Annotated in this window: 20 protein-coding genes and 1 pseudogene; 16 read left to right on the forward strand and 5 right to left on the reverse strand. The window is 70.1% G+C overall.

What is annotated here, in order from left to right; all coding sequences use genetic code 11:
• Positions 1 to 3: 3 nt before the first annotated feature.
• From MRB58_RS12150 to MRB58_RS12165, 4 genes are read right to left on the reverse strand one after another with little or no spacing between them, the layout of a single operon-like run.
• Positions 4 to 1,182, reverse strand: coding sequence for an acetyl-CoA acetyltransferase (locus MRB58_RS12150; RefSeq protein WP_244777278.1), 1,179 nt, complete (start codon positions 1,180 to 1,182; stop codon positions 4 to 6).
• Positions 1,179 to 1,562, reverse strand: a complete 384-nt coding sequence (locus tag MRB58_RS12155) for a Zn-ribbon domain-containing OB-fold protein (protein WP_244777281.1) — start codon at positions 1,560 to 1,562, stop codon at positions 1,179 to 1,181. The genes MRB58_RS12150 and MRB58_RS12155 overlap by 4 nt, the downstream gene beginning before the upstream one ends.
• Positions 1,559 to 2,056, reverse strand: coding sequence for a hypothetical protein (locus MRB58_RS12160; RefSeq protein WP_244777283.1), 498 nt, complete (start codon positions 2,054 to 2,056; stop codon positions 1,559 to 1,561). Before MRB58_RS12160 ends, MRB58_RS12155 begins: the two co-directional genes overlap by 4 nt.
• Positions 2,057 to 2,059: 3 nt before the next feature.
• On the reverse strand, positions 2,060 to 2,845 hold the full coding sequence (locus tag MRB58_RS12165) for an enoyl-CoA hydratase/isomerase family protein (protein WP_244777285.1): 786 nt from the start codon (positions 2,843 to 2,845) through the stop codon (positions 2,060 to 2,062).
• A gap of 490 nt (positions 2,846 to 3,335) precedes the next feature.
• Between MRB58_RS12165 and MRB58_RS12170 the strand changes: the two genes are divergently transcribed.
• The 11 genes from MRB58_RS12170 to MRB58_RS12220 all read left to right on the forward strand — a co-directional run bounded on the left by MRB58_RS12170 (position 3,336) and on the right by MRB58_RS12220 (position 15,228).
• Positions 3,336 to 4,490, forward strand: coding sequence for an ABC transporter substrate-binding protein (locus MRB58_RS12170; protein WP_244777287.1), 1,155 nt, complete (start codon positions 3,336 to 3,338; stop codon positions 4,488 to 4,490).
• 20 nt (positions 4,491 to 4,510) lie between these two features.
• Positions 4,511 to 5,290 (forward strand): ABC transporter ATP-binding protein, encoded by a 780-nt coding sequence (locus tag MRB58_RS12175; RefSeq protein WP_244777289.1) that lies wholly within the window; start codon positions 4,511 to 4,513, stop codon positions 5,288 to 5,290.
• Positions 5,287 to 6,030 (forward strand): ABC transporter ATP-binding protein, encoded by a 744-nt coding sequence (locus MRB58_RS12180; RefSeq protein ID WP_244777291.1) that lies wholly within the window; start codon positions 5,287 to 5,289, stop codon positions 6,028 to 6,030. Before MRB58_RS12175 ends, MRB58_RS12180 begins: the two co-directional genes overlap by 4 nt.
• On the forward strand, positions 6,027 to 6,893 hold the full coding sequence (locus MRB58_RS12185) for a branched-chain amino acid ABC transporter permease (protein ID WP_244777293.1): 867 nt from the start codon (positions 6,027 to 6,029) through the stop codon (positions 6,891 to 6,893). The genes MRB58_RS12180 and MRB58_RS12185 overlap by 4 nt, the downstream gene beginning before the upstream one ends.
• Before the next feature lies 1 nt (position 6,894).
• Complete coding sequence (locus tag MRB58_RS12190) at positions 6,895 to 7,881, forward strand: branched-chain amino acid ABC transporter permease (protein ID WP_244777295.1); 987 nt, start codon at positions 6,895 to 6,897, stop codon at positions 7,879 to 7,881.
• Between the two features lie 6 nt (positions 7,882 to 7,887).
• A complete protein-coding gene (locus tag MRB58_RS12195; protein ID WP_244777296.1) occupies positions 7,888 to 9,063 on the forward strand; it encodes an acyl-CoA dehydrogenase family protein in 1,176 nt (391 codons plus the stop codon).
• Between the two features lie 23 nt (positions 9,064 to 9,086).
• Entirely contained in the window at positions 9,087 to 9,743 is a 657-nt protein-coding gene (locus MRB58_RS12200) for a TetR/AcrR family transcriptional regulator (RefSeq protein ID WP_244777298.1), read from the forward strand.
• Positions 9,727 to 11,061, forward strand: coding sequence for a phenylacetate--CoA ligase family protein (locus MRB58_RS12205; protein ID WP_244777300.1), 1,335 nt, complete (start codon positions 9,727 to 9,729; stop codon positions 11,059 to 11,061). Before MRB58_RS12200 ends, MRB58_RS12205 begins: the two co-directional genes overlap by 17 nt.
• A 5-nt stretch (positions 11,062 to 11,066) precedes the next feature.
• Positions 11,067 to 12,164, forward strand: coding sequence for a CaiB/BaiF CoA-transferase family protein (locus MRB58_RS12210; RefSeq protein ID WP_244777302.1), 1,098 nt, complete (start codon positions 11,067 to 11,069; stop codon positions 12,162 to 12,164).
• Positions 12,161 to 12,958 (forward strand): SDR family oxidoreductase, encoded by a 798-nt coding sequence (locus tag MRB58_RS12215; protein ID WP_244777304.1) that lies wholly within the window; start codon positions 12,161 to 12,163, stop codon positions 12,956 to 12,958. The genes MRB58_RS12210 and MRB58_RS12215 overlap by 4 nt, the downstream gene beginning before the upstream one ends.
• Positions 12,959 to 13,236: 278 nt before the next feature.
• A complete protein-coding gene (locus MRB58_RS12220; RefSeq protein ID WP_244777306.1) occupies positions 13,237 to 15,228 on the forward strand; it encodes a calcium-binding protein in 1,992 nt (663 codons plus the stop codon).
• Positions 15,229 to 15,264: 36 nt separating this feature from the next.
• On the opposite strand, the gene MRB58_RS12225 is transcribed toward MRB58_RS12220, so the two are convergent.
• Positions 15,265 to 16,095, reverse strand: a complete 831-nt coding sequence (locus MRB58_RS12225) for an alpha/beta fold hydrolase (protein ID WP_244777307.1) — start codon at positions 16,093 to 16,095, stop codon at positions 15,265 to 15,267.
• 916 nt (positions 16,096 to 17,011) lie between these two features.
• On the opposite strand from MRB58_RS12225, the gene MRB58_RS12230 reads away from it, so the two are divergent.
• The 5 genes and pseudogenes from MRB58_RS12230 (at position 17,012) to MRB58_RS12250 (ending at position 20,785) form a co-directional block, all read left to right on the forward strand.
• Positions 17,012 to 17,383 (forward strand): response regulator transcription factor, encoded by a 372-nt coding sequence (locus MRB58_RS12230; protein ID WP_244777309.1) that lies wholly within the window; start codon positions 17,012 to 17,014, stop codon positions 17,381 to 17,383.
• 305 nt (positions 17,384 to 17,688) lie between these two features.
• Positions 17,689 to 17,829: pseudogene (locus MRB58_RS12235) on the forward strand (CoA transferase); the annotation flags it as partial.
• Between the two features lie 118 nt (positions 17,830 to 17,947).
• Positions 17,948 to 19,114 (forward strand): acyl-CoA dehydrogenase family protein, encoded by a 1,167-nt coding sequence (locus MRB58_RS12240; protein ID WP_244777311.1) that lies wholly within the window; start codon positions 17,948 to 17,950, stop codon positions 19,112 to 19,114.
• A gap of 132 nt (positions 19,115 to 19,246) precedes the next feature.
• Positions 19,247 to 19,702, forward strand: coding sequence for an Rrf2 family transcriptional regulator (locus MRB58_RS12245; protein WP_244777313.1), 456 nt, complete (start codon positions 19,247 to 19,249; stop codon positions 19,700 to 19,702).
• A gap of 57 nt (positions 19,703 to 19,759) precedes the next feature.
• A complete protein-coding gene (locus MRB58_RS12250) occupies positions 19,760 to 20,785 on the forward strand; it encodes a sulfate ABC transporter substrate-binding protein (protein WP_305853202.1) in 1,026 nt (341 codons plus the stop codon).
• The last annotated feature ends 1 nt before the right edge of the window (position 20,786 follow it).

Below are 20,786 nucleotides of genomic sequence, written 5' to 3' on the forward strand. Positions count from 1 at the left end.
CGGTCAGAGCGTGGCGGCGGTGCCGAGGACGGCGGTCGCCTGGCTCGACAGGACGCCGCCGTTGCCGTGGGCGAGGGCGATCTCGGCGCCCTCCACCTGCCGCGCGCCGGCCTCGCCGCGCAGTTGGATGACGGCCTCGACGAGCGTGAAGAGCCCGTACATGCCGGGGTGGTTGCAGCTCAGCCCGCCACCGTTTGTGTTGACGGGGAGGGCGCCGCCGGGGGCGATCGCGCCGGAGGCGACGAACGCGCCGCCCTCGCCCTTGGCGCAGAACCCGAGGTCTTCCAGGAACATCAGCGTCAGAATCGTGAAGGCGTCGTAGAGCATCACGTGGTCGACGTGGGCCGGGGCTACGCCGGCCTCGGCCATCGCCGCGGCGCCGGAGCGGGTGGCGGCGGTGGTCGTGAGGTCGGGCATCGCGGCGATCTGCCGGTGGCTGACGGCGACGCCGGTGCCCAGCACCGGAACGGCGGGCTTGGCGAGGTCGCGCGCGCGGTCGGTCCGGGTGAGGACCAGCGCGGCGCCCCCGTCGGTGACGAGGCAGCAGTCGGCCTTGGAGAGCGGATCGCTGACGAGACGCGAGGCGAGGACGTCGTCGACGCTGAGCGGCCCGCGCTCCATCGCGGCGGGGTTCAGCGCGGCCCAGCGGCGCGCGGCGACGGCGACCGCGGCGAGGTCGGCGCGGGTGGTACCGTAGTCGTGCATGTGGCGTGCGGCGGCGAGGGCGTAGGACGAGATCGGGTAGAGCGCGCCGTAGGGGGCCTCGAACGGCTGCGGGTCGGGCATCGCGGCGAGCTTGCCGCCGGCGCTGCGCTGGTTGGAGCCGTAGCAGACGAGGGCGACGTCGCACTGACCTGCCGCGAGCGCCGCCACCGCCGAGCGCAGGTGGAACAGGAACGACGCGCCGCCGACCATGGTGCCGTCGGCGTGCCTGAGGTGCGGCGCGAGGCCGAGCCGTTCGGCGACGTTGAGGACCGGGAGGCCCGAGGTCGACATCGCGCAGTAGAGGCCGTCGACGTCGGCCATCGTCAGCCCGCAGTCCTCGAGCGCCAGGAAGGCGGCCTCGGCGAGCTGGTCGAAGCCGGTGCGACCGGGGGCGTTCCAGCGGTTGGTGTTGCCGATGCCGGCGATGGAGACCGCACCGCGCAGGGGGCTCGCACCGGCGCTGACGGCGGCGCTCATCGCCCGGCCTCCGCGGGGTCGAAGACGACCATCGCCTCCTCGCCGGTGCCGGCGATGCGCGCGGTGACGGGCATGCCGATGGCGACCGCATCCGGGTCTCCCTCGACGCGGCTCATCATCCGCGGCCCCTCGGCGAGGGTGACGATGGAGACGTTGTGCGCCCCGTCGCGGCGACGGACGGTGGTCGCGGCGTAGACCGTGCCGGCGCCGCTCGCGGCGACGAACGCCGGGGCGGCGGCGCCGCACGCCGTGCACAGCGCCTGCGGCGGGAACTGGTGGTGGCCGCAGGTGCAGCGCTGGATGGCGAAGGTGCCGGTGGCGAGGCGCTCGCGCCAGACGGCCTCGGGGCCGGGGCCGTCGAAGCGGGGGTCGGTGGTCATCGGGGATCTCCGGAGGCGTCGCCGGTGGGCAGGAGGGCCGCATAGTCGACCGCCTCGGCGAACGGCAGCTCGGCGGCGGCCAGGAGCGCGGCACGGTGGGATGCGGCGACGGCGTCGGCGCCGAGGTGGCCGGCGGCGGCGAGGACGGCGAGCGGGTCGGCCGCCGCCAGAAGACGGCGCGCGAGGGCGGGGCCGAGCCGGCGCTGCGCCAGCACCGCGAGAAGCGGGTGCGCGGCGGGCGCGGCGGGGCCGTCCGCGGTCGGCGCATCGGCCAGTAGCAGGAGCGCGAGGCCGCGGGGGCCGACCGGACCGGTCAGCCGCACCGTCACGGGCACGCGGGCGGCGTCGAGCGCCTTGGCCCAGGCGGAGGCGGCGGCGGTCAGGGCGTCGGGCGCGGGGCCTTCGAGGGTGATGGCCGGAGCGCCGCGCAGCGCCCGCGCGAGGGTTTTGGCGAGGGCGGCGTCGTCCTGGCCTTCCAGCGTGATGGTGGTCACGGCTCAGCGTCCTTTGAAGGTGGCGGGGCGCTTGTCCTGGAAGGCGGCGATGCCCTCGGCGGCGTCCTCGCTGGCCAGCAGCGGCGCCAGCAGCGCGATCTCATGGTCGAGCGCGGCGGTGAGGGGCATGTCGGCCCCGGCGCGCATCGCGGTCTTGGCGGCGCGCACGGCGAGCGGTGCGCGCGCGGCGATGCCGGCGGCGATCTCCACCGCGGTCTCGACGAGTGCGGCGGCCGGGACGACGCGGTCGACGAGCCCCATGCGGCGGGCGGCGAAGGCGTCGACCGAGGCGCCGGTGAGGGCGGCGAGCGCCTGCGGGCCGCGGCCGGCGCGGCGGCCCCACAGCTGCGTGCCGCCCGCGCCGGGGATGATGCCGAGCGCGATTTCCGGCTGGCCGAGTACCGCGGTGTCGCTCGCCACCACCAGGTCGCATCCGAGCGCGATCTCGCAGCCGCCGCCGAGGCAGTAGCCGGAGACGGCGGCGACGACGGGGAGCCCCGTGTCGCGGATGGCGGCGAAGGCGGCGGCGTTCGGCGAGGCGGCGTAGGTGGCCGCCGTCTGCCCCGACAGCATGTCGACGTCGGCGCCGGCGGAGAACACCTCGGCCCCGCCGGTGAGGACGGCGGCGCGGATGTCGGGGTCGGCCTCGGCGGCGGCGAGGGCCGCGGCGATATCGGTCAAGACCCTGAGGTTGAGGGCGTTTCGCGCCTTCGGGCGGTCGATGGTGATGAGGATGACTGGTCCGCGGCGCGCCTGGTGCACGACTGGGCCCTGTTGCTCTTCCGGCATGGGCTCCTCCCTGCGACGGAACCTCTCATACTGATCGGTATGTACGCAATATCGAATTTCAAATTCCGCAATCTGCGAGAATAATACGTAGGACTGCTTGAAATATGCGAGGCGGGCAGGGCTTGACGGTGAGGCATACTCGTCGGTACGGTCCAGCCCAGGGAGGACGACACGATGAAAACAACAACGTCCGTCGCCGCATCCGGTCACGCCGCCTCGCGTTTCGCGGAGGTCGTTTCCGTCCGCTCGGAGCCTGTCCGGCGGCACGCGCCGCCACGCTGCGGAGCAGCCCCGGCGCCGGCCTCCCGCCCCGTCCGTGCCGTGATCGCATCGTCGCCGATCACCACCGGCCGCGACTGATCCGCCGCCGCGGCGCCTTCGGGTGTCCGGCGTGATGCGCCCCGCGTGGCGCCGCCCGCCCAGCGCTTGGGCTCCATGCCGAAGGCCGGCCGCAAGAGCCGGTCCGAACAACATCCCAGGGAGGACGATTGTGAACACGCTATTGAAAGGTCTCGCGCTCGGCGCGGCCGCTCTCGCGCTCGGTGCCGCCCCCGCGGCGGCTCAGGGCGACGGGCCGGTGAAGGTCGGTGTCATTTTCCCGCTATCGGGCGGCGCCGGTCCGCAGGGCAACCACGTCAACTGGGCCATCGAGGCGATGGCCGCGATGATCAACGAGGACGGCGGCGTCATGGGCCGGCAGATCGAGCTGGTCAGCCGCGACGACGAATCGACCCCCGCCGTCGGCGTCTCACGCGCCAACGAGCTGATTTCCGAGGGCGTCGAGGTCATCATCGAAGGGTGGAACAGCCCGGTGACGCTGGCCATGCAGCCGGTCATCAGCCGTGCCGGCATCCTCGACATCACCGCCATCTCCAAGGCGGACCCGATCCTGTCGGGCGAGGGCAATCCGCTGCCGGTGCGCTTCAACTCGTCCAACGCGCAGGACGGTGAGGTGATCGCCAAGTACATCGCCGACAACGGGTTCACCCGCGTCGCCTTCCTCACCGAGAACGACGCCTACGGCAACGGCGCACAGGCCGCCATCGAGGGCGCGCTTCAGGCGCTGGGCCACGAGTACGAGGCCGTCGCGGTCGAGAAGTTCCCGTTCGAGCAGGCCGACTTCCGCGTGCCCCTGTCCAGCGTGAAGGGCGCCAATCCCGATGTGACGGTGGCGATCAACGCCAACGAGGGCCTCGGCATGCCGGCGCTCATCCGCCAGGCGAAGCGCTCGCGCCTGCCGGGCGAGTTGGTCGCCGCCGTCGGCACGGTGGCGCCGAGCGTGATCGACGTCGCGGGCGAGGCCGCCAACGGCCTGATCGGCGCGGACATCTACTTCCCCAATGTCGAGCCGTTCGCCTCCAACGAGATGAATCAGCGCTTCATCGCCAAGACCGAAGAGCTGCACGACTACACGCCGGACAAGTTCATGGCACTCGGCGCGGCGGCGCTACAGGTCTGGGCGAAGGCGGTGGAAGAGGCCGAAAGCTTCGACAAGGAGGCGGTCGCCAAAACGATCCGCGGCGGCACCTTCACCGGCACGATCCTGGGCGACATCACCTTCGAGGACAACGGGCAGCTGAAGTCGAACCATTATTTGTTCGACGTGGTCGACGGGAAGATCGTCGTCCGCGAGCAGAACAGCTGAGGCTCGGGCGAGACCCCGTCATGGCCACTCCCCAGACCGACCCGGCGCTGAAGGTCGTGGACCTCGGCGTCTCCTTCGGGGCGCTGCGTGCGCTCGACGGGGTCTCGTTCGACGTGTCGCGGGGCGAGATCCTCGGGATCATCGGCCCCAACGGCGCCGGCAAGAGCACCTGCTACAACGCCACCACCAACATGGTGAAGCGCGACGGCAAGGTCTTCATCGCCGGTTCCGACGTGACCGACGTGCCGCCCCATCGGCTCGCCGGTCTCGGCTTGCGGCGGGCGTTCCAGCAGAACGCCTTCTTCGCAGACCTCACCGTGCTGGAGAACATGATCGCCGTGATCCAGCACGCGCACGGTTCGGGCCTGGCGCGCACGGTGTTCCTGCCGCACGCGGCCCGTGCCTGCGCCAAGGAGGCGCGCAAGGTCGCCGCGGCGGCGCTGGTGCGCATGGGGATCGAACCGCACTACCACGCCGCGCGGCCGACCGAGATCCCGTACGGCACGCAGCGTGCCCTCTCCATCGCGCTCGCCAATGCGACGGGCGCCGACATCCTGCTTCTCGACGAGCCGGCCGCGGGACTGGGCGGCGAGGACATGAAGGCCCTCGTCGCCCTCATGCTCGCGCTCAAGGCCGAAGGCGTCGCCCTCGTCGTCATCGAACATCACATGGACCTCATCATGAGCGTCACCGACCGGATCGTCGTGCTCGACCAGGGGCGGATGATCGCATCCGGCACGCCTGCCGAGATCCGCACTTCGCCCGCGGTGCTGGAAGCCTACCTGGGGCGTCCGCAATGAGCGTGGCGGCCGCGCCGGTCCTCGCCGTCGAGGGTCTCACCGCCGACTATGCCGGCAACCGCGCGCTCACCGTCGCCCGGCTGGCGCTGAGCGAGGGCGAGCTTCTGGGTGTCGTCGGCGCCAACGGGGCGGGCAAGTCGACCCTCGTCGGGGCGATCCTCGGCTGGTCGCGCGGGGCGCCGCGCTATGCCGGCTCGGTGACGTTGGACGGGGAGGAGATCGCCGGGCTCGGCACGCCGAAGCGCGTGCGCCGCGGGCTGCTCTTGATCCCCGAAAGCCGGCTGATCTTCGGCACCATGACGGTGGCCGACAATCTCGCCCACGCGGCGAGCACCAACGACGCCGGCGGACGGCGGATCTATTCGCTGGACGAGATCTACGACCTCTTCCCCAACCTCGCCAAGCGGCGCGGCCACCTCGGCAGTCAGCTTTCGGGCGGCGAGCGGCAGATGCTGGGGATCGCCCGCGCGCTGCGCCTCGCCCCGCGGGTGCTGCTCCTCGACGAGCCGTCCATCGGGCTGGCGCCCAAACTGGTGCACACGGTGCTCGCAACGATCCGCGCTCTCGCCGACGACGGCCTCACCGTGCTCCTCATCGAGCAGAACGTGATGGCCGCCATCGAGGTCGTCGACCGCGTCGCCCTCCTGGAGCGGGGCCGCGTCGTCGCGGAGGGGACGGCGGCGGCGATGCGCACCGACCACCGCATCGCCGAGGCCTATCTCGGAGGGGCGGCGGCATGAACTTCGCCCAGCAGGTCATCAACGGCATCGTCCTCGGCCATGCCTACGCGCTGATCGCCATCGGCTGGACGGTGCTCCTCGGCGTCGCCCGGCTCGTCAACTTCGGCCACGGGCAGATGTACATGGTCGGCGCCTTCGTCACCTGGTTCGCCATGACGACGCTCGGCATGCCCTACCTTGTCGCCATTCCCACCGCGATGATCGTCGGCGTCGCGATCGGCTACGTCATGCAGCGCACCATGCTGCAGCTGACCCTGCGCCAGGATCTCGTCTCGGTCATGATCGTCACGCTCGGCTTCGGCTACATGCTGGAGGGTTCGGCGGCGCTGACCTTCGGCTCCACCGGCCAGATCCTCGACACTCCGCTGTCGCTGAAGGACATCTACATCGGCGACCTGTGGTTCACCTGGCAGGACGTCGCGATCGTCATCGTCACCATCGTCGTCTTCATCGCGCTGAAGATCGTCGTCGAGCACACGCACGTCGGCCGTCTGGTGCGCATGGTGGCCGAGGACCCCAAGCTGGCGCTGCTCGCCGGGATCGACGTGAAGAAGGTCTACCTCGGCGTCTTCGCGTTCGAGGGGGCGGCGGTCGCGCTGGCGGCGGCGATGATCGCGCCCCGCACACCCATTCTCACCTCGATGGGCTTCGAGGAGGTCATCATCACGTTCGTCGTCGTCGTCATGGGCGGGATCGGCTCGGTCACCGGGTCGTACGTCGCCGGGCTGGGGCTCGGGCTCTTCTACGCCTTCTTCGGCGCGTACGTGTCGAGCGCCTACGCCACGGCGGCGATGTTCGTGGTGCTGATCGCGGTGCTCGTGCTGCGACCGGGCGGCCTCGCGGCACCGGCGGGAGGGCGCTGAGATGAACGCAGCGCTTCAACTCGTCCTGTGGCCGGCGTTCGCGGTTCTCGCCTTCTTCGTGCCGGCGATCTTCGGCGGCTCGGGGGTCGTCTACTCGGCCTGCGTCGTCATCGCGATCTTCGCGGTGATGAGCTACGGGCTCGACGTCATCGTCGGCGATCTCGGCGAAGTCTCGCTCGCGCACCCGGTGTTCTTCGCCATCGGCGCCTATGTGACGGCGATGACGTCCTCGCAGCTCGGCGTCGGGCCGCTGGTCAGCCTCGCCGCCACCATCGCCTTCGCGCTGCTGGTCGCCGCCGGCATCGCGCTGGTGACGCTGCACCTGCGCGAGTTCGTCTTCTCCCTCGTCACCTACGCGGTGACGGTGGTGGCGATGACGGTGGCGGCCAACTGGTCCTTCATCGGCGGATCGGACGGGATCAGCGGCATCCCGGTCTTCTCCCTCTTCGGCTACACGGCCGGCACCGACGCCGAACTGTGGCCGATCGCCTGGGCGATGCTACTCGTGGCGATCTGGCTGGTGGCGGCCTTCCGCCGCTCGCGCCTCGGCCACGCGGCGATGACGGTGCACCTCAACCCGGCGCTGGCGACGATGTCGGGCATCTCGCCGGCGCGGGTGCGGATGCAGGTGTTCCTGTTCTCGGCGCCGATCACGGCGGCGGCCGGCTGGCTCTACGCCTACCAGCGCGCCTACGTCAGCGCCGACGTCCTCTCGATCTACTTCCTCATCCTGATGCTGACGGCGGTGGTGCTCGTCGGTCGGCGCATGTTGCTGGCGCCGCTCGCGGGCGTGGCCATCATCATCCTTCAGGAACGCTTCTTCTCCTGGGGCGCCTATGTCGACCGGATCATTCTCGGCGGCGTCCTCGTCATCGTCCTTTCGTTCCTTCCGCGCGGGCTTGCGGGCCTGGTGATCGACGCCAGCCGCCTCCTCGATCGCGGCGGCGCGGCGCGCGTCGGAACGACCCCCGAACATGAGAAAGGTTGACCGCTGATGTCCGTCATCTGGGACCCGCCGCTGGATGCGGCCGCCCGCCCGTGGGTCGAGACCGCGGCGCGCCTCACCGACACCGAGTTCGCCCCCCTGGCCGCCGAGCTCGATCGCGATCAGCGCTACCCCTGGGAGAGCATCAAGACGCTCGTCGACAGCGGCCTCGCCGGCATCTTCATCCCCAAGGAATACGGCGGCCAGGGCGCGCCGCTGACGACGACGGTCCGCGTCGTGGAGCGCGTCGGCGAAGGTTGCGCGTCGACCGCGGCGATCCTGTGCGCCTGCCAGCTCGGCGCCTTCCCGGTGCTGCTCGGCGGCACCGAGGCGCAGAAGAAGAAGTACCTCGGCGAGATGGCCGCGGGCACCGCCACCTCCTTCGCCCTGTCGGAGCGCTCCACCGGGTCGGACGCCGCGGCGATCACCGCGACCGCTGTGCGCGAGGGCGACGGCTGGCGCATCCAGGGTGAGAAGTACTGGATCGGCAACGGCGGCGCCTCGCGCTACTACGTGGTCTTCGCCAAGACGGACCCCGCCGCCGGCGGCCGCGGCATCTCCGCCTTCATGGTCGACAAGGAGGCCGACGGCGTCGCGATCGACGAGCTGAACGACAAGATGGGCATCCGCGGCACGCAGACGTCCAATCTTCAGCTCGACACCTGGGTGCCGGCAGACGCGATGGTCGGCGAGGAGGGCCGCGCGCTGCGCCTCGCGCTCCAGACGCTCAACGTCGGGCGCATCATGGTCTCCGCCCAGTCCACCGGGCTGGCGCTGGCGGCCTACCGCGAAGGGGCCGCACGGGCGGTCGAGCGGCACACCTTCGGCAAGCCGATCATCGACAATCAAGGCATCGGCTTCCGCCTGGCGGACGTGGCGACCGAGCTGTCGGCCGCGCGCATGATGCTCTACGAGGCGGCGCGGGCCTACGACGCGGGCGAGGACGTCGCCAACCTCGGCGCGATGGCCAAGCTCTACACCTCCGAGGTGGCGCACAAGGCCGCCGATGCGGCGGTGCAGATCTGGGGCGGCTTCGGCTACGTGAAGCCGACGGTGGCCGAGCGGCTCTTCCGCGACCAGCGGATCCTCGAAATCTACGAGGGCACGTCCGAAATTCAGCGGCTTGTCCTGGCGCGCGCCATCAGGAAAGACGTCGAGACGGCTGCGGACCGCGCTGCCGCCTGACGATCCATGAACAGGGACTGGCGATGACGGCGCACGACACCGATCCCGCGGGCGCGCGGGATCCTGCGGAAGACATCATCCGAGTTGCGGCCGAGCTCTTCATGAACTTCGGCTACGCCGCGACGTCGATCGACGCCATCGCCGCCAAGCTGGGCGCCACGAAAGGGCTCGTCTACCACCACTTCAAGAGCAAGTCGCATCTCTACTTCGAGATTCAGCGCACCGCGATGGCGCAGCTCTTCGAGGAGGTGGAACCGCATGCGCGGGCACCCGGCCGCGCCGCCGACCGGCTGCGCGCCATGGCCCGCGTGCACCTGATGATGCTGCTGGAGGAGATGCCGGTCCAGAAGGTCGCCGTGCAGGGCCTCGAGCGGTACCTCTTCGAGGCGGAGGGCTTCCGGCACGCCAAGAGCCTCGCCGAGATCAACCGTCTGCGCGACCAGTACGAGCAGATGTTTGCCGAGGTGATCGACCAGGGTGCCCGCGAGGGCGACTTCCTGGACCTGACGCCGCGGCTTCTCACCAAACCCTTCTTCGGCGCGCTCAACTGGGTGACCGTTTGGTACCGCCCGCGCCGCCTCCAGTCCGATGAAGACGTCGAAACCGTATGCGAGACCCTGGTGGAGTTCGCCATCAAAGGACTCCGCAGGGAGAAAGATAACAATGGGGACAACGCTTAAGGTTCCGTACTCCGATACGATCTGGGACGAGCGGGAGACCTGGTCGCGCGACCGGATCGCCGCCTTCCAGCACGAGGCGCTCGGCCGCCAGCTCGCCCGCGTCGGCGCGACCAGCGCACACTACGGCCGCGTCTTCGCCGAGGCGGGGTTCGACCCGCGCGACTTCAAGGGCGTCGAGGATCTCGCCAGGCTGCCCCTCACCAAGAAGGGCGACTACGTGAAGGGCCTCGCCGCCGACCCGCCCTTCGGCTCGTTCCGCGCGATCCCGATGGCGGATGCGGCACGCGTCCACTTCTCGTCCGGGACGACCTCGAAGCCCGCCCCGGTCCTTTGGAGCCACGACGACATCGAGCGATGGTCGGACCTCTACGCCCGATTCCTCTACGCCCAGGGCCTGCGGCGCGACGACGTCTTCCACTGCATGTTCGGCTATTCGTGGTTCGTCGGCGGGCTCGGCGCATCGCTGGCCGCGCAGCACCTGGGGGCGCTGGTGATCCCCGGCGGCTCGGTCGACACCGAGCGGCAGATCGACACCATCCTCGAATACGAGCCGCGCTGCGTCATCGGCACGCCGTCCTTCATGGCCCACATCGCCGAGGCGGCAGCGCGGCGCGGGATCGACCTCGCGGCGTCGTCGGTGGAGATGGTGTGCGTCGGCGGCGAGCCGGGCGCGTCGATCCCCGGTACGCGCGAGCGGATCGAGCGGCAGTGGGGCGCCAAGATGTTCGACTGCTACGGCGCGCTGGAATGCCAGCCGATCGGCTGGGACACCGCGCTGCAGAACGGCCCGACGCTCGCCGAGGACTTCATCTACGTCGAGATCCTCGACCCCGACACCGACGCACCGGTCCCGGACGGCGCGCCCGGCGTCCTGGTGCTCACCCACCTCGACAAGGAAGCCTGCCCGCTGGTGCGCTGGTGGACCGGCGATATTGTCGTGCGCAACGCCGCCCCGGCTCCGGACGGGCGCACCCATGCGCGGCTCGAAGGCGGGGTGCGCGGGCGGGCGGACGACATGCTCATCGTGCGCGGCGTCAACCTCTTCCCCTCGGCGGTGGAGGACGTGGTGCGCGCCCATGCCGGCACGACCAACGAGTACGCCATCGTCGTCGACGACACGATGAAGGACCCGGAGACTGGCTTCCTGAAGCGCGTCATGCTGCGGGTCGAGCGGGCGGACATCGACGACGAGGCGCTGGGGGCGAGCCTCAAGCAGTGCCTGCGCGACAAGCTGAACGTATCGTTCGACATCGAGGTGCTGGACCCCGGCACGCTGCCGCGCACCGTCCACAAGGCCAAGCGCCTCCTGAGGGAGTGAGGCCGATGCCCCCCACTCCCCTCGCCGGCAAGACCGTGGTCGAGTTCTCGCAGTTCATCGCCGGGCCGACCGCGGCGCAGCTCCTGGCCGACTTCGGCGCCACCGTCCTGAAGGTGGAGCCGGCGCAGGGCGACGGGTCGCGCGCGCTCGCCGGCACCCGCCACGGCCCGGCCTACTTCCGCTGCTTCAACACCAACAAGGAGAGCGTCGTCGTCGACATGCGTGCGCCCGAAGGGGCGGCGCGGCTCGGCGAGATGCTGGCGGGTGCGGACGCGTTGGTCTGCAACCTCGCCCCGGCGGGGTTGCGCAAACTGGCGCTCGGGCCGGACGACGTGCGCACCCGCTTCCCGCACCTCGTCGCCACCTACGTCTCCGGCTTCGGCCAGGACGACGACCGCACCTGCATGGACACCATCGCCCAGTGCGAAAGCGGCTTCGCGTGGATGAACGGCAACCTGGGCGGCGATCCGCGCATCTCCACGTCCTGGCCGGTCGACTTCTACAGCGGGCTCTACGCCGCGCTCTCCACCGCGATGGCGCTGTGCGATGCCAAGCGCGACGGCGGCATGGTGATCGACCTGACGATGATGGAGGTCGCCTCGGCGATGCTGCTGGCTCCTGCCGCCGTGTTGCTGGCGGAAGGGGCGGCGCTCGGCGCTCCGTCCGGCAACCGCGACCGGGCCTCGGCGCCGTCGGGCGTCTACGCCTGCGCCGACGGGCACGTCTACATCTACGCCGGCCTCGACCCCTACTGGGCCGCGCTCCGTCCCGAGATCGACGGCGAGGACGCTCCCTTCGCCGAGCGCCTGGCCCGCGCCGACGCGTTCGACGCGATGGTCGAGCGATGGACGGGCGGACGCACGGTCGAGGCGGTGCTCGAGGCGCTGAAGCGGCTGCGCATCCCGGCCGGGAAGGTGCGCCAGCCGGCGGAGGCCCTTTCGATCATCGAGAATCTGCGGCCCGGCGGCGGCGTCATGCGGCAGCCGGGCGGGGAGGCGGTGCCGAGCTTCCCCGCGCTCTTCGACGGGGCGCGCATCCCCCGCCGCCCGGCACCGGCGCTCGGCGCCATCAACGACAACGCGACCGAAGGAAACGCGAGATGACTACAGAGTTCGAGGTCCTGAGAGAGGACCTGTTTGCCGGCAAGGGCGCGGTCGTGTCGGGCGCGGGCACCGGGATCGGGCGCGCCATCGTGATGCGCCTCACCGCGCTCGGAATGAGCGTCACCGGCCTCGGCCGGCGCGAGGAGAAGCTGAAGGAGGTGGAAGCGGCGACCTCCGACATGCCCGGCTCGTTCCGCTGGAAAAGCGTCAACGTGCGGGAGACGGAGACGCTGGAGGGCGTGATCGCCGAAGCGGGCGAAGCGCACGGCATCGACCTTCTGGTGAACAACGCCGGCGGGCAGTTCTTCGCCCCCGCCACCAAGATCAGCCGGCGCGGCTGGGACGCGGTGATCGACCTCAACCTCTCCGCCGTCTTCACCGCCACCAAGGCCGCCTACCCCTATCTGAAATCGGCGCGCGGCGCGGTGGTCAACATGAGCCTCTCGGGCGTCGACCGCGGCTCGATGGGTCTCGCCCATTCGATCGCCGCGCGCGCCGGCGTGCTGGGCATGACGCGCTCGCTGGCGCTGGAGTGGGCGGCGGACGGGATCCGTCTCAACTGCATGGGCCCCGGCACGGTGGTGACGTCCGGCCTGTCGGACGAGGCGGCCAAGGCACTCCTCGACGGGCTCGTGGCGGCGACGCCGATGCACCAGGACACCAGCGTCGAGGAGGTGGCGGAGCTGACGGCCTTCCTGGCGAGCCCCGCCGCCCGGCTGATGACGGGCCAGCTCATCCAGATCGACGGTGGCGCCCACATCGGCGCGGGCCTGCACATGCTGGACGCCGCCTGACCGCCGTCGCGCCATGGCAAGGTTTTTCTTATCGTGGCGTTGGGGTAACGTGATCCCGTGTCAACCAGCGCCCTTTTCCCCCAAGGCCCTAGAAACACGGAATAATCCTTTAGTTGTTCCGTGCGTCGAGCGACCGTTTCGGGACCAGATCGCTTGACGCGCTGATGATTTCGCGAAAAGTATTATAAGCAAATATTGGCATGGTCGGGGCCGGCGAGGGTCCCGACGGCCTGGGGGCGGCAGTCGCCCGTGGCCGGTATTTCCTGGGGGAGCCCGACGTGTTCGATCGAGATTTTTCGTTCCGCTCCAATGTACGGGAGCGCTTTTCGCGGGATGCGGACGACAGGCCGGACCCGCTCGACAACCTGCGGATCTCCGACAGTATCGGGCTTCAGGTCCTCGTCTACGATACCGAAACCGGCGAAGTGGAAGACCTGACGGCCGATATCGGCCGGGGCTTCGGCAACTCTTCGCTGCGCTATGCCTGGGCGATGGAGCAGGTCGGGGACGATATCTTCGTCGGCTCCAGCCTCGTCAATCCGGACCTCCTGTCCTACTCCAAGCTGCTCTTCCGGATTCAGAGCGGGCTGATCTCGACCGAGGCGCTGGGCGACACGGTCGATTTCCTGGAGTTCGTCGGGGAGAGTTCACCGATCGGCGACACGTCCGACTACGGCATCTACCGCTACCGCGATGGTGCGTGGGAGCAGGTGCTGGGGCCGCAGGAGTATCCCGAGTTCGGCGGCTTCGGCGTGCGCGAGCTGCGCAAGGTGGTGGTCGACGACGGCGGAACCGAGCGCACCTTCCTGTTCGCCGGCACCATCACCGAGCCCTTCCCCGGTCAGGACAACGAGGAGGTCGCCTCCCTCTGGGTCAGCGAGGACAACGGCGACACCTGGAGCGAGATCGAGACCGGCCCGTCGGCACCCGGCTCCGGCAACACCTCCTACCGCAGTCTCGCGCAGTACGGCGACGAGCTGATCGTCACCACGCAGGACGTCAACGGCGGCGCGGTGTGGTCCTACGACCCGCTGACGGGCGAGTGGGTGGAGATCGCCGTCATCGAGGACGTCGTCATCGCCACCGAGGTCGAGGTCGTCGAGGAGCCGAGCGGGCAGATCGCGCTCTATGTCGGCACGGCGTCGGGCTACATCGGCGGGCCGCCGTTGCAGATCCACCGCTTCGTCGAGGATCCGGGCACGGGCGAATGGTCCGGCGAGAACATCACCCCCAACGCGTTCACCACCCAGGCCGGCGAGCGGATCACCCGCGTCGACGGCAACCAGGGCGAGGACAGCCTGGGCAACCCGCTGGACGTCCTCGAGAACCCGTTCGACGACGGCGGCGCGCTGACGATGTTCTACGCCGACGGCAAGCTCTTCTACGGCACGTCCGACTATGTCGGCGCCGCCGGGCTCGCCTACATCGAGCTGGACGACGTCGAGGGCAACCCGGTCGATCCCGAGAAGTGGGTGCTGGTGACGGCCGACGGCTTCGGCAACGAGGCCAACACCTACATCTGGTCCGCCGACGTCGACACGTCCGGCGACGAGACGGTGATGTATATCGGCACGTTCGACCAGGACAACAGCTTCGAGATGCTGACCTCGACCGACGGGGACTCCTGGGAACGCCTCACCAGCGATGCGTTCGGCACCAAGAACAACTGGGGCATTCGCGAGCTGGACGTCCTGGAGAGCGACCCGAGCAAAGTGCTGCTCGGCACCGCCTCGACGCTCATCATGCCGGGCCTGCGCGAGGATCCCAACGACGACCTGCTGCTGCGGATGCGCTTCGCCGGGTCCGACGGCGGGCCGGCGATCGGCGACGCGAAGGCCAACTTCATCGTCGGCAGCCAGCAGTACGACGCGCTGTTCGGGCTCGGCGGCGACGATCTCATCATGGGCTCGGCCCGCGCCGACGCGATCGACGGCGGCCACGGCGACGACGACATCTCCGGCGGCCTCGGCGCGGACGTCCTGCGTGGCGGGTGGGGCGACGACTGGATCGCCGGCGGCCGTGGCGGCGACCGCATCTTCGACGGCCCCGGCTTCGACACGATGGCCGGCGGGCCGGGCTTCGACAAGTTCCACCTTACCGTCGACGGCGAGGTCGACGTGATCGTCGACTACGAGCCGGGCGACCGGGTGATGTTCTACGACGATTGGGGCCGCTTCGTGCGCGGCGCCTGGCAGATGGAGACGCCCGACGGGGTGGTGTGGATGGTCGACGGAGAGCCCGAAGCGCTCGCCGCCGGCCTCACGCTCTAGCCGCGGCGGCGCCCGCCGCGGCCGGAGGGTCGCGTCTCAGCTCTTCACGAAGGCGAGGAGGTCCGGGTTCACCACCTCGGGGTGCGTGGTGCACATGCCGTGCGGCAGGCCGGCGTAGGTCTTCAGCTCGCCCTTCGCCAGCAGTTTGGCCGAGAGCGGCGCGGAGTCGGCGTAGGGGACGATCTGGTCGTCGTCGCCGTGCATCACCAGCACCGGCACGTCGATCGCCTTCAGGTCCTCGGTGAAGTCGGTCTCGGAGAAGGCCTTGATGCAGTCGTAGTGGGCCTTGATGCCGCCCATCATCCCCTGCCGCCACCAGTGGGTGATGACGCCCTGGTCGACCTTCGCCCCGTCGCGGTTGTAGCCGTAGAAGGGGCCGGAGGGGAGATCCATGTAGAACTGCGCCCGATTGGCGGCGAGGGCGGTGCGCAGGCCGTCGAACACCTCGATCGGCAAGCCGCCGGGGTTGGCCTCGGTCTGGACCATGATCGGCGGTACGGCGCCGATGAGCACCGCCTTTGCCACCCGCCCCGGCTTGGCGCGCGCCACGTAGCGCGTCGCCTCGCCGCCGCCGGTGGAGTGGCCGATGTGGATCGCACCCTCGAGATCGAGCGCGTCGGTCAGTGCGGCGACGTCGGCGGCGTAGGTGTCCATCTCGTTGCCGGTGTCGGTCTGCGTCGAGCGACCGTGGCCGCGCCGGTCGTGGGCGATGACGCGATATCCCGCGAGCAGGAAGTACATCATCTGGTTGTCCCAGTCGTCCGCGGTCAGCGGCCAGCCGTGATGAAAGACGATGGGCGTCGCGTCCTTCGGACCCCAGTCCTTGTAGAAGATCTCCGTGCCGTCGCTGGTGGTGACGAAAGACATGTCTGTCGGTCCTTGTTGGCTCTGCTGTGCGATGAGTGGGAAAGGCAGGGCGGCGGCGGCCACCATCGTGGCCCCGCCCAGGAGCGTGGTGCGCCGGGTGAGCGGGAAACGGCTCATGGCGCCCACGCGGAAAACACGGGGGCGGCACTGTCGCCCCCGACACGTGCGGTGGCCGGCGGGTGTGACCACGCCACCGCCGGGGGCGCCGTGCGGTGGCCGGCGTCCACCGGGCCCTGCCCGGAGGAGAGGTCGGCGGTGAGGGTCTGTCGCTGTGGTGGCATCATGAGCAACTCCAAAGCTGCGAAATCGATGATGGCGAACGTTGGCGGTGACGCGCCCGGCGCCCTTCGCGGGGGGTGCGCAGACGCGTCATCGGGCGGCCTTATTGCCGAGCGTGCGTGCGGCGATCGGTGCCGGCCCGGTAGACGACGCCGAACGCGGCCCGGGCCCGGACGCCGGCACGGTGGATCGCCGCTCCAAGGGCGATCGTCCCCTCCGCCGGCAGGACGCGGGCCAAGCACGCGACATCCGGCGCGCCGGCGGGGAGATCGTCCGCGGAGTGGGCGTCCCCCTCGACGGCGACGCCGCCCTTGCCGCGTCCATGGGAGGGCGCGGACAGGCCGGCAGGAGGGGGAATTCGCGCGCCGTGACGGTGGAGGTCCATGGCCCGTAATGTGCAATCAACGCCGCACGGCATGAAATTATACAGGCGTATAGCAGACGCCGGACCCGGCGCGGGGCTACGCCGAGGGTCGCCCCGAGGGCGCGCGCATGCGGCAAGGTTTCACCCTATGGCCTGGTGTCCGTTCCATCCACACAGCCGGCCGCCCCGTTCGGGCGGACGTGTCGAGCGCCGGCACCGGTTGGCCGCGATGAGCGGCGCCGCCCGCCCGCGATGACCGGTGGCGGCCCGCCCGTGGCCCGTCCCATCGTCGCGGTCGTCGACGACGACCCGCACATGCGGGCCGCGCTGGAGCGGCTGCTGCGGTCGATCGGTTATCGGGTGGCGACGTTCGAGGGGACGGCCCAGCTTCTGGCTCACCGCGATCCGGGGGCGCTGCTGTGCGTGCTCGTCGACCTTCAGATGCCCGGCATCGACGGTGTCGCGCTGACGGCGACACTGACCGCGCGATACCCGTCGCTGCCGGTGCTGGCGATGACGGCCTATCCCGGCGAGGCGGTCCGCCGCCGCGCGATGGACGCCGGCGCGGTCGCCTTCCTGGCCAAGCCGCTCGACGCGGCGCTCCTCGAGGCGCATCTCGCCCTGGTGGCGCGCGCGAGTGGCTGACCGGCCGACCGTGACGAGCCGCGATGGGCGTCGGCGCCCGCTCGGAGCGGGTGGGCGGCACCGGCGGCGGCCGGCGCGGTGCCGTGACGTTGTGCCGAGGCGCGGCGCGTGCGATGCACGGCGTCCGGCATCCGGCATCCGGCGCCGAGCCGGGGCGCGGGCCGCCGCCCGCACTCGAGCCGAGGCCATCGCCATGCGACCCACCGAAGCCCACCGCAGATCCGCCCCGGTGCAGGTCCAGGTCCAAGCCCAGGCCCAGGCCCCAGCGCGGATACCCGCGGCGGCCGCTCCGGCGAGGGGGTGAGATGGGGCCGCTCCAGGGACTGCGCATCCTCGATCTGACATCGGTGCTGATGGGGCCATTCGCGACGCAGATCCTGGGTGACTTCGGCGCCGAGGTGACGAAGGTCGAGGCTCTCGCCGGCGACCTGGTGCGCCGGAGCGGCTGGCGCCGACCCTCGGCGAGCACGGCGTGGAGGTGCTGACCGAGGCGGGGTATTCCAGAGACGAGATCCGCGCGCTGGCCGATGCCGGCATGGTGCGGATCGACGGGGACGGCTGACGATGGACTTTGCACTCACCGACGACCAGGCGGCGATCCGCGACGCGATCGAGCGGATCTGCGCCCGCTTCGGCGACGACTATTGGCTGGAGAAGGACCGCGGCGGCGGCTTTCCGACCGACTTCTACGACGCCCTCGCCGGCGAGGGATGGCTCGGCATCTGCACGGCCGAGGCGCACGGCGGGGCCGGCCTCGGCGTCAGCGAGGCGGCGATCATGATGCGCCAGATCGCCGAGAGCGGGGCGGGTCTTTCCGGCGCGTCGGCGGTCCATATCAACATCTTCGGGCTGAAGCCGGTGGACGTCTACGGCACCGAGGCGCAGAAGGCGCGCATGATCCGGCCGATGGCGGAGGGCCGGGAGAAGGCCTGCTTCGGCGTCACCGAGCCCGATACCGGCCTCAACACCACGCAGCTGAAGCTGCGCGCCGAGAAGCGCGGCGACCGCTATGTGGTGAACGGGCAGAAGGTGTGGATCTCGACCGCGCAGGTGGCGGACAATATCCTGCTCCTCGCCCGCACAACTCCGCTGGAAGAGGTCGCCAAGCCGACCCACGGCCTCAGCCTCTTCTACACTCCGTTCGACCGCGACCGTATCAGCGTGCGCGAGATCGAGAAGATGGGCCGCAAGGCGGTCGACTCCAACGAGCTTTTCTTCGCCGACTTCGAGATCCCGGAGGGCGACCGGATCGGCGAGGAAGGGCGCGGATTCGAGTATATCCTGCATGGGATGAACCCGGAGCGGATCCTGATCGCGGCGGAGGCGATCGGCCTCGGCTTCGCCGCGCTCGCGAAGGCGACGGCGTACGCCAAGGAGCGCAACGTCTTCAACCGGCCGATCGGCCAGAACCAGGCGATCCAGCATCCGCTGGCGGTCTGCCACAGCGAACTCGAGGCGGCCTGGCTCGTCACCCTCAAGGCGGCGTGGGAGTACGACAACGGCCTGCCGTGCGGCGCTTCGGCCAACATGGCGAAGTATCTCGCCGGGGAGGCCGGGTTCAACGCCTGCCAACAGGCGGTGATGACGCACGGCGGCTTCGGCTACGCGAAGGAATATCACGTCGAGCGCTACCTGCGTGAAAGCCTCATCCCGCGTATCGCGCCGGTCTCGCCGCAACTCGCGCTGTGCTTCATCGCCGAGCGGGTGCTGGGGCTGCCGAAGTCCTATTGAGGGATGCCCCGCGGCCTCGTCGCCGGGCGCGATCCAGCCACGCGCGGCGGAAAAGCTGGCAGTTCAAACCCGAGCAACCAGATTGGGATATAGGGGGATGGCCCCCGCCGTCCCCAGCCGCGCCGAAGACCGATGATCTCACAAAAAGCCCAATACGCCCTCAAAGCGCTCGTGATCCTCGCCAAGCTCGGCGAGAACGACGCGCTGACGACCGCCCAGATCGCCGAGCAGCGCAAGATTCCGCGCAAGTTCCTCGAACAGATCCTCCTGGAGCTGAAGCGGCACGGCATCGTCGCCAGCCGTCGCGGGCGGGACGGCGGCTACATGCTCTTGAAGAAGGCGGACGCGATCACCTTCGGCGAGGTGCTGCGGATCGTCGACGGTCCGTTGGCGCCGCTGCCGTGCCTCTCCAAGGTCGCCTATCGCCAGTGCGAGGGCTGCATCGACGAGACGACCTGCGAGGTCCGGCGCGTGTTCGAGCTCGTCACCAGCGCGACGCGGGCGGTGCTGGACCGGGCCACCGTGGCCGACGCGATCGGCACCGACGACGAGGAGTTGGCGAGGTTCATGATCCCGCGCGCGGCCTAACTTGACAATCCCTACCGATTAAATAGGCTTTAGGGGCATTCCATCGAGGAGGCTCTGATGCCCCGTCTGCGAACTGCTCTTCTCCTGTCGACGGCGTTCGGCATGTCCGCGCTCAGCGGCGCCATCGTCCCGGCCCTGGCCGACACGACGCTGCTCAACGTGTCGTACGATCCGACCCGCGAACTCTACAAAGATTTCAACGCCGCCTTCGCCGAGCACTACAGGGAGGCGACCGGAGAGCGCGTGAACGTGCGCATGTCGCACGGCGGCTCCGGGAAGCAGGCGCGCTCCGTCATCGACGGGCTGGAGGCCGACATCGTCACCCTCGCGATCTCGATCGACATCGACGAGATCGCCGACGTGACCGGCAAGATCCCGGCCGACTGGCAGGCCCGCCTGCCGAACGCCAGCTCGCCCTACACCTCGACCATCGTCTTCCTGGTGCGCGAGGGCAATCCGAAGGGGCTGACCGACTGGGACGATCTCGTCGCCAAGGGCGTCGAGGTCATCACGCCGAACCCGAAGACCTCCGGCGGTGCCCGCTGGAACTACCTCGCGGCCTGGATATGGGCGCTGGAGGCGTATGGCGGCGACGAGGCGAGGGTGAAGGATTACATTACCGCCCTCTACCGCAACGTCCCGGTGCTGGACACCGGCGCACGTGGCGCCACTACGACGTTCAGCCAGCGCGGCATCGGCGACGTGCTGCTCGCCTGGGAGAACGAGGCCTACCTCACCCTGCAGGACCTGGGTGAGGACAACTTCGACATCGTCGTCCCCTCGGTCTCCATCCTCGCCGAGCCGCCGGTGACGCTGGTCGACGGCAACGTCGACGCCAACGGCACGCGCGAGGTCGCCGAGGCCTATCTCGCGTATCTCTACTCGCCCGAGGGCCAGACGCTGGCGGCCAAGCACTTCTACCGCCCCGCCAATCCCGATGCGGTCGACCCTGCGGCGCTCGCCTTCTTCCCCGAGGTGCGGCGCGTGCGCGTCGAGGACGTGTTCGGCTCGTGGGACGTGGCGCAGGAGCGCCACTTCGCCAACGGCGGCCTGTTCGACCAGATCTACAAGCCGGGCAGCTGAC

It is taken from the genome of Acuticoccus sp. I52.16.1, assembly GCF_022865125.1.
GTDB lineage: Bacteria > Pseudomonadota > Alphaproteobacteria > Rhizobiales > Amorphaceae > Acuticoccus.

Coding starts and splice junctions, on each gene's coding strand:
- MRB58_RS12245 (WP_244777313.1), top strand. CDS start 19,247: ATGATCTCACAAAAAGCCCAATACGCCCTCAAAGCGCTCGTGATCCTC.
- MRB58_RS12250 (WP_305853202.1), top strand. CDS start 19,760: ATGCCCCGTCTGCGAACTGCTCTTCTCCTGTCGACGGCGTTCGGCATG.
- MRB58_RS12155 (WP_244777281.1), bottom strand. CDS start 1,562: ATGACCACCGACCCCCGCTTCGACGGCCCCGGCCCCGAGGCCGTCTGG.
- MRB58_RS12210 (WP_244777302.1), top strand. CDS start 11,067: ATGCCCCCCACTCCCCTCGCCGGCAAGACCGTGGTCGAGTTCTCGCAG.
- MRB58_RS12190 (WP_244777295.1), top strand. CDS start 6,895: ATGAACGCAGCGCTTCAACTCGTCCTGTGGCCGGCGTTCGCGGTTCTC.
- MRB58_RS12215 (WP_244777304.1), top strand. CDS start 12,161: ATGACTACAGAGTTCGAGGTCCTGAGAGAGGACCTGTTTGCCGGCAAG.
- MRB58_RS12200 (WP_244777298.1), top strand. CDS start 9,087: ATGACGGCGCACGACACCGATCCCGCGGGCGCGCGGGATCCTGCGGAA.
- MRB58_RS12205 (WP_244777300.1), top strand. CDS start 9,727: ATGGGGACAACGCTTAAGGTTCCGTACTCCGATACGATCTGGGACGAG.
- MRB58_RS12175 (WP_244777289.1), top strand. CDS start 4,511: ATGGCCACTCCCCAGACCGACCCGGCGCTGAAGGTCGTGGACCTCGGC.
- MRB58_RS12195 (WP_244777296.1), top strand. CDS start 7,888: ATGTCCGTCATCTGGGACCCGCCGCTGGATGCGGCCGCCCGCCCGTGG.
- MRB58_RS12180 (WP_244777291.1), top strand. CDS start 5,287: ATGAGCGTGGCGGCCGCGCCGGTCCTCGCCGTCGAGGGTCTCACCGCC.
- MRB58_RS12225 (WP_244777307.1), bottom strand. CDS start 16,095: ATGTCTTTCGTCACCACCAGCGACGGCACGGAGATCTTCTACAAGGAC.
- MRB58_RS12240 (WP_244777311.1), top strand. CDS start 17,948: ATGGACTTTGCACTCACCGACGACCAGGCGGCGATCCGCGACGCGATC.
- MRB58_RS12165 (WP_244777285.1), bottom strand. CDS start 2,845: ATGCCGGAAGAGCAACAGGGCCCAGTCGTGCACCAGGCGCGCCGCGGA.
- MRB58_RS12185 (WP_244777293.1), top strand. CDS start 6,027: ATGAACTTCGCCCAGCAGGTCATCAACGGCATCGTCCTCGGCCATGCC.
- MRB58_RS12150 (WP_244777278.1), bottom strand. CDS start 1,182: ATGAGCGCCGCCGTCAGCGCCGGTGCGAGCCCCCTGCGCGGTGCGGTC.